The following is a 5,155-nucleotide window of genomic DNA, read 5'->3' as shown; positions in this document are numbered from 1 at the left end:
TATCCGCGCTGGCAAGAGGGGCGCTACTGCGATGCGCCGAACAACCAGTTCCGTCACCACCCGCGCGATTACATTGAATCAATGGAAGCGGCGATCAAAACCGTGCTGGCGGAGCTGACGGATGCCCAGCGGGCCGACGTCGTGGGGATTGGCGTCGACAGTACCGGTTCAACGCCGGCCCCGGTTGATGCAGAAGGCCGCGTACTGGCGCTTCGCCCGGAGTTTGCCGATAACCCGAACGCCATGTTTGTGCTGTGGAAAGACCATACCGCCGTGGAAGAGGCGGAAGCCATCACCCGCTTATGCCACCAGCCGGGCAAAACCGACTACTCGCGCTACATCGGCGGGATCTACTCCAGCGAATGGTTCTGGGCAAAAATCCTGCACGTTACCCGCGCGGACGCGTCGGTCGCACAGGCAGCGGCGTCATGGATTGAGCTGTGCGACTGGGTTCCCGCCCTGCTTTCCGGCACCACTCGCCCGCAGGCTATTCGCCGTGGCCGTTGCAGCGCCGGGCATAAATCGCTGTGGCATGAAAGCTGGGGTGGTCTGCCTCCGGCAGCGTTCTTCGATGAACTCGACCCGATCATCAACAAAAACCTGACATACCCGCTGTTTACCGACACCTTCACCGCCGATATTCCGGTCGGCATGCTCTGCGAGGAGTGGGCGAAACGCCTCGGTCTGCCGCAAAACGTGACCATTTCCGGCGGCGCGTTCGACTGCCATATGGGCGCCGTGGGCGCGGGTGCGCAGCCTAACACGCTGGTGAAAGTGATTGGCACCTCCACCTGCGACATTCTGACGGCGGATAAAACCAGCGTTGGCGACCGCGCGGTGAAGGGTATCTGCGGTCAGGTTGACGGCAGCGTGGTGCCCGATTTTATCGGCCTCGAAGCGGGTCAGTCCGCGTTTGGCGATATCTACGCCTGGTTTGGCCGGGTGCTCGGCTGGCCGCTGGATCAGCTGGCGGCCGCGCATCCTGAACTGAAAACCCAGATTACCACGAGCAAAAAACAGCTCCTGCCGCAGCTCACCGAAGCCTGGGCAAAAAATCCTTCTCTCGATCACCTGCCGGTGGTGCTGGACTGGTTCAACGGCCGTCGTACGCCGTTTGCCAACCAGCGTCTGAAAGGGGTGATTACCGATCTCAACCTGGCGACCGACGCGCCCGCGCTGTTTGGCGGCCTGATCGCCGCCACCGCGTTCGGCGCGCGCGCCATTATGGAGTGCTTCACCGGGCAGGGCATTGACGTGAACAACGTGATGGCTTTGGGCGGTATCGCCCGTAAAAACCCGGTGATCATGCAGGCCTGCTGCGATGTGCTCAACCGTCCGCTGCAAATTGTGGCTTCCGATCAGTGCTGTGCGCTGGGCGCAGCGATTTTCGCTGCCGTGGCCGCAGGCGTCCATGCGGATATCCCGACCGCGCAACAGCATATGGCGAGCGCCGTCGAAAGTACGCTCCAGCCGCAGGCACAGCAGGCACAACGCTTTGAACAACTTTATCAGCGCTACCAGCAATGGGCAAAAAGCGCCGAACTTCACTATCTCCCTGTCGCCGCCCCGGCCAAAAGCACCGCGGACACTACGGCAACCCTGACACATTAAGGACACGATAATGACCATTTTTAATAATTATGAAGTGTGGTTTGTGATTGGCAGCCAGCATTTATACGGACCGGAAGCGTTGCAGCAGGTGACGAAACACGCGGAGCACGTTGTGAATGCGCTGAACGCGGAAGCCAAACTGCCGTGCAAACTGGTGCTGAAGCCGCTGGGTACCACCCCGGACGAAATCACCAACATTTGCCGCGATGCCAATTACGATGACAAATGCGCTGGCCTGGTGGTGTGGCTGCACACCTTCTCGCCAGCCAAAATGTGGATCAACGGCCTGGCTATCCTCAACAAACCGCTACTGCAATTCCACACGCAGTTCAACGCCTCCCTGCCGTGGGACAGCATCGACATGGACTTCATGAACCTGAACCAGACCGCGCACGGCGGCCGCGAGTTCGGCTTCATCGGCGCGCGCATGCGTCAACAGCATGCCGTAGTGACCGGGCACTGGCAGGACGGTCAGGCACAAAAACGCATTGGCTCCTGGATGCGTCAGGCGGTCTCTAAGCAGGATACCCGCCACCTGAAAGTGGTGCGTTTCGGCGACAACATGCGCGAAGTGGCAGTCACCGACGGTGATAAAGTGGCCGCGCAGATTAAATTTGGCTTCTCCGTCAACACCTGGGCGGTGGGCGACCTGGTGCAGGTGGTGAATGACATCAGCGATGGCGACGTTAACGCGCTGGTGGACGAGTACGAAAGCAGCTACCGCCTGACGCCTGCGGCACAGGTCAACGGTGACAAGCGCCAGAACGTGCTGGATGCCGCACGCATTGAACTGGGCATGAAGCGCTTCCTGGAACAGGGCGGCTTCCATGCCTTCACCACCACCTTTGAAGATCTCCACGGCCTGAAACAGCTCCCGGGTCTGGCGGTACAACGTCTGATGCAGCAGGGCTACGGTTTTGCGGGCGAAGGCGACTGGAAAACTGCCGCTCTGCTTCGCATCATGAAGGTGATGTCGACCGGTCTGCAGGGCGGCACCTCCTTTATGGAGGACTACACCTACCACTTCGAGAACGGCAACGATCTGGTGCTCGGCTCGCACATGCTGGAAGTGTGTCCCTCTATCGCCGTCGAAGAGAAACCGATCCTCGATGTGCAGTACCTCGGCATTGGCGGCAAAGCGGATCCGGCCCGTCTGATCTTCAACACCCGTACCGGCCCGGCCATTAACGCCAGCCTGATCGACCTCGGCGACCGTTTCCGCCTGCTGGTGAACTGCGTCGATGCTGTGGAAACTCCGCATTCTCTGCCGAAACTGCCGGTCGCCAACGCCCTGTGGAAAGCGCAGCCTGACCTGCCAACCGCGTCGGAAGCCTGGATCCTGGCCGGCGGCGCGCACCACACCGTCTTCAGCCACGCGCTTGACCTGAACGATATGCGTCAGTTTGCCGAGCTGCACGACATCGAACTGACCGTGATTGATAACGACACCCGTCTGCCAGCCTTTAAAGACGCGCTGCGCTGGAACGAAGTCTATTACGGTTCAAAACGCTAAGCCCTGAATGCCCGGTGGCACTTCGTTTACCGGGCCTACGGTTCTGTAGGCCGGATAAGCGCAGCGCCATCCGGCAGGAGACGACAATGTTAGAAGATCTCAAACGTCAGGTACTCGAAGCCAACCTGGCGCTGCCAAAACATAACCTGGTGACCCTGACTTGGGGCAACGTCAGCGCCGTTGACCGGGAAAAAGGCGTGTTCGTGATCAAGCCTTCGGGCGTGGATTACACGGTGATGACCGCGGAAAATATGGTGGTGGTCAGCATCGAAACGGGTGAAGTAGTTGAAGGCGATAAAAAGCCCTCCTCCGATACACCCACTCACCGCCTGCTGTATCAGGCCTTCCCGACCATCGGTGGGATTGTGCATACCCATTCGCGTCACGCGACCATCTGGGCGCAGGCGGGCCAGCCAATTCCGGCCACCGGCACCACCCACGCGGACTACTTTTACGGCACCATTCCCTGCACGCGTCTGATGACCGATGCGGAGATCGGCGGTGAGTACGAATGGGAAACCGGGAACGTGATCGTCGAAACCTTCGAAAAACAGGGTATCGACGCGGCGCAAATGCCCGGCGTGCTGGTGCACTCCCACGGTCCGTTTGCCTGGGGTAAAAACGCGGAGGACGCGGTGCACAACGCGATCGTGCTGGAGGAAGTCGCCTACATGGGGATCTTCTGCCGCCAGCTGGCACCGCAGTTGCCGGATATGCAGCAAACCCTGCTCGATAAGCATTATCTGCGCAAGCACGGCGCGAAGGCGTACTACGGGCAGTAAAACATTGTCCGGTGGCGCTGCGCTTATCGGGCCTACGGATCCTGTTGGCCGGATAAGCGTAGCGCCATCCGGCAAAACAGGCACTGTATAAAACCCCAGCACCCCCCCCTCAACCAGGCTATAATCAGGCCTGGTTTGTTTTGTGGGATAGCGGCGTGGCACAGGCGCAAGAAGGCTTTTTACTGACCCGACACTGGCGGGATACCCCTCAGGGCACCGAGGTTGCGTTCTGGCTGGCGACGGATAACGGCCCGCTGCACGTTACCCTACCGCCTCAGGAGTCCGTGGCGTTTATCCCTGAACACCACGTCGAGAAGGTAAAGCTGCTGCTGCGCGGTGAAAACGGCTGGCGCCTTACTCCCCTTGAGCTAAAAGACTTCCACCGCCAGCCGGTTTATGGCCTCTACTGCCGCGCCCATCGCCAGCTGATGCGCTATGAAAAATTGCTCCGCGAAGCGGGCGTGACGCTCTACGAAGCGGACATTCGCCCGCCGGAACGTTTTCTGATGGAGCGGTTTATCACCGCCCCCGTCTGGGTGGACGGCGCTGAGCAGAACGGTTGTCTCGTGAACGCGCGCCTGAAGCCTAACCCGCACTATCGCCCGCCGCTGAAGTGGGTCTCGCTGGATATCGAAACCACCCGTCACGGCGAGCTGTACTGCATCGGCCTTGAAGGCTGCGGGCAGCGGGTTGTCTATATGCTCGGGCCCCCGAACGGCGATGCGTCCGCGCTGGATTTTCATCTGGAATACGTTACCAGCCGACCACAGCTGCTGGAGAAGCTTAACCAGTGGTTTGCCGAGCACGATCCCGACGTGCTGATCGGCTGGAACGTGGTGCAGTTTGACCTGCGCGTGTTGCAAAAACATGCCGAGCGGTACCGCATTCCCCTGACGTTAGGGCGCGGAAACACGGAGCTGGAGTGGCGAGAGCACGGTTTTAAGAACGGCGTATTCTTCGCACAGGCTAACGGTCGCCTGATTATCGACGGCATCGAGGCGCTGAAATCCGCCTTCTGGAACTTCTCTTCCTTCTCGCTGGAAGCGGTCGCCCAGGCGCTGCTCGGTGAAGGTAAATCCATCGACAATCCCTGGGACCGAATGGACGAGATCGACCGGCGCTTTAATGAGGATAAGCCGGCGCTCGCTACTTATAACCTGAAAGACTGTGAGCTGGTAACGCAGATTTTCCATAAAACCGAGATCATGCCCTTCCTGCTGGAACGCGCAACGGTAAACGGTCTCGCGGT

At 59.7% G+C, this 5,155-nt stretch carries 4 protein-coding genes; all 4 read left to right on the top strand.

What is annotated here, in order from left to right:
• On the top strand, positions 1–1,611 hold a 1,611-nt coding region (gene araB / locus HP459_RS21175), incomplete at its 5' end, for a ribulokinase (protein WP_171936792.1).
• A gap of 10 nt (positions 1,612–1,621) precedes the next feature.
• Entirely contained in the window at positions 1,622–3,124 is a 1,503-nt protein-coding gene (araA, locus tag HP459_RS21170) for an L-arabinose isomerase (protein WP_015572656.1), read from the top strand.
• Positions 3,125–3,210: 86 nt separating this feature from the next.
• Positions 3,211–3,906, top strand: coding sequence for an L-ribulose-5-phosphate 4-epimerase (araD, locus tag HP459_RS21165; protein ID WP_171936791.1), 696 nt, complete (start codon positions 3,211–3,213; stop codon positions 3,904–3,906).
• Between the two features lie 155 nt (positions 3,907–4,061).
• Positions 4,062–5,155, top strand: a 1,094-nt coding sequence (locus HP459_RS21160; RefSeq protein ID WP_367671008.1) for a 3'-5' exonuclease, incomplete at its 3' end; no start/stop codon positions are given.

This window comes from Enterobacter sp. CM29, assembly GCF_013179605.1.
Taxonomy (GTDB): domain Bacteria; phylum Pseudomonadota; class Gammaproteobacteria; order Enterobacterales; family Enterobacteriaceae; genus Enterobacter; species Enterobacter intestinihominis.
This window is presented reverse-complemented; position numbering and strand designations above follow the sequence as displayed.

Excerpts from the sequence above, each read along its gene's own strand:
- araA (WP_015572656.1), top strand. The coding sequence starts at position 1,622 with ATGACCATTTTTAATAATTATGAAGTGTGGTTTGTGATTGGCAGCCAG.
- araD (WP_171936791.1), top strand. The coding sequence starts at position 3,211 with ATGTTAGAAGATCTCAAACGTCAGGTACTCGAAGCCAACCTGGCGCTG.